General features: G+C 41.0%; 1 protein-coding gene. It reads left to right on the top strand.

Translation table 11 applies throughout. The features are described from left to right. The first annotated feature begins 460 nt into the window (after positions 1 to 460). A complete protein-coding gene (locus AB4653_RS26370; protein ID WP_009846571.1) occupies positions 461 to 2,002 on the top strand; it encodes a sodium:alanine symporter family protein in 1,542 nt (513 codons plus the stop codon). The last annotated feature ends 108 nt before the right edge of the window (positions 2,003 to 2,110 follow it).

The following is a 2,110-nucleotide window of genomic DNA, read 5'->3' as shown; positions in this document are numbered from 1 at the left end:
ATCTTCAGCTATCCATTGTTTAAACACCTCCCCAAAACATATTGAACATTAAAACTCGCCGACTTCCCTATGCACCTCCACTATCATTCACCTTAGTTCATGCTATAACAGCTACTGCATATGCCTTTTCCAACCTAAAAAATGCCTGCTTATTCCCAAACAATGACAAAACCCGAACAATTGTAAATTTATTGTAAAAAAATCTTTGATGGTATTATTTTTGTGTATAGGATTATCAGTAGGACTTGGCAGGCCGAATGCCATAGTCTAATTGGTGCACATACCAAAAGGATATCCATATAAAGCAAGATCAGTACTCATATTTATTTCATTTTTCGACCTAGCTACAGCCGTTTATGTTGCCGTCGAATTGCAATAAATAAGTCGCTGAAATGTAAAAAATCAAATAGAAAAAACACAACAGCAACAAACATAATTTAATAAAAAGACAGGGAAAACCATGAAAAACATACGTGAATTATTTTTTGGGTTTATATTATTATTTAGTTCCAGTGCATTTGCAGAAGAAGGATCATTTAATCAAGCTATCAGTAACTTAAGTCAAAGTGTTGATGGTTTTTTCAACGAATATACAGGTTGGTTCGTTGGACTGATATTTAAAAGCGTACCGGTAGGTGAAGCAAACTTCCCAATTATTGTTGGCTGGTTACTGCTCGCTGCGATCATCTTTACTGTTTACTTTGGCTTTGTTCAATTTAAACGTGTCGGGATGGCCATAGACATTATTAAAGGTAAGTACACAGACCCTAACTCCAAACACGAAGGGGAAGTTTCTCACTTTCAAGCGTTAACAACCGCGCTTTCTGGAACTGTTGGGCTTGGTAATATTGCCGGTGTGGGTGCAGCTCTCGCAATTGGTGGTCCTGGTGCAACATTCTGGATGATCTTGTGTGGTCTTCTGGGTATGGCGTCTAAGTTCTGTGAGTGTACCTTAGGTGTGAAATACCGAACTATCCTACCTTCAGGTGTCGTTTCCGGTGGTCCCATGTACTACCTAAGCCAAGGTCTTGGTGAAAGAGGGTTGGGTGGACTAGGTAAAGCCCTTGCTATTGGTTTTGCATTAATGTGTATTTTAGGCGCATTGGGCGGCGGTAACATGTTCCAAGCTAACCAAGCACATGCCATGTTAACTTACGCATTCGATGTACCAAGTGAATACGGTGTCATCACAGGCCTTGTACTCGCCGCTTTAGTTTTCTCTGTGATTGTTGGTGGTATGCCTTCTATCGCATCGGTAACGGAAAAAGTTGTTCCTTGGATGGCTGCTCTGTATATCGGTATGGCTCTGATTGTTATCGGTTCTAATCTTGATCAAGTGGGTCCTGCGTTCAGTGCAATCTTTACAGGTGCGTTTACTGGCGAAGGTGTGGTTGGTGGATTCATTGGTGCCTTAATCCAAGGTCTAAAACGTGCAACGTTCTCAAACGAAGCAGGTGTAGGTTCAGCAGCTATCGCTCACTCTGCGGTTAAAACAAAAGAGCCAATCACTGAAGGTCTAGTATCACTATTAGAACCGTTCGTTGATACAGTCATCATTTGTACAATGACAGCCTTGGTTATCACTATCGCTGGTCTAAATACAGGTCCATTCGATGGTTCTGGCTTAACGGGTGTAACGCTTACTGCTGCATCGTTTACTGAAACGGCAGAAGTGTTCAAATACACACTCGCTCTAGCGGTAATCATGTTCGCGTTTTCTACCATGATCTCTTGGTCGTACTACGGTCTTAAAGCGTGGACTTACCTATTTGGTGAAGGCAAAACAACGGAACTGATTTTTAAAGTGATGTTTTGTGTGTTTGTTGTTATCGGTGCGACGATTCAGTTTGGCGCGGTAATCGACTTCTCTGACGCAGCTATCTTTGCGATGTCTATTTTCAACATTCTAGGCCTGTACTTCCTAATGCCTGTTGTGAAGAAAGAACTGCAATCATTTGTTGCTCGAGTTAAATCTGGCGAAATCAAAACTTACGAAAAATAGTGACTCGTCAATAATTTATTGTCGAATAACACTGTTCTAAAAATTTTTGTAAGACCCTTTGCTTGAGAAAGCGAGAACAGTATTGCAACGTACAAAATCCCTACAGGC

This window comes from Vibrio sp. 10N.222.48.A3, from assembly GCF_041475345.1.
GTDB lineage: Bacteria > Pseudomonadota > Gammaproteobacteria > Enterobacterales > Vibrionaceae > Vibrio > Vibrio tasmaniensis_A.
This window is presented reverse-complemented; position numbering and strand designations above follow the sequence as displayed.

Excerpts from the sequence above, each read along its gene's own strand:
- AB4653_RS26370 (WP_009846571.1), top strand. The coding sequence starts at position 461 with ATGAAAAACATACGTGAATTATTTTTTGGGTTTATATTATTATTTAGT.